This window comes from Anabaena sp. CCY 9402-a (assembly GCF_963920945.1).
Taxonomy (GTDB): Bacteria; Cyanobacteriota; Cyanobacteriia; order Cyanobacteriales; family Nostocaceae; genus Trichormus; species Trichormus minutissimus.
This window is the reverse complement of sequence record NZ_CAWUDL010000232.1, coordinates 1-261: the sequence shown is the minus strand read 5'-3', so window position 1 is coordinate 261 and position 261 is coordinate 1. Positions and strand designations below refer to the sequence as shown.

At 51.0% G+C, this 261-nt stretch carries 1 protein-coding gene; it reads left to right on the top strand.

What is annotated here, in order from left to right; genetic code table 11:
- The coding region (locus ACM0OR_RS28410; RefSeq protein ID WP_414579745.1) for a tetratricopeptide repeat protein at positions 1-261 on the top strand (261 nt) is incomplete at both ends.

Sequence of the window (261 nt, the reverse complement as noted above, 5' to 3'; positions counted from 1 at the left end):
CTACAACCAAGCCCTACCCCTATTCCGGGCAGTGGGGGACAGGGGAGGGGAAGCCGCCACTCTCAATAATATTGGCTCTGTTTACAACTCATTAGGAGAAAAGCAAGAGGCACTCAAATACTACAACCAAGCCTTACCCCTAACACGGGCAGTGGTGGACAGGAGAGGGGAAGCCGCCACCCTCAACAATATTGGCTCTGTTTACAACTCATTAGGAGAAAAGCAAGAAGCCCTCAAATACTACAACCAAGCCCTACCCCT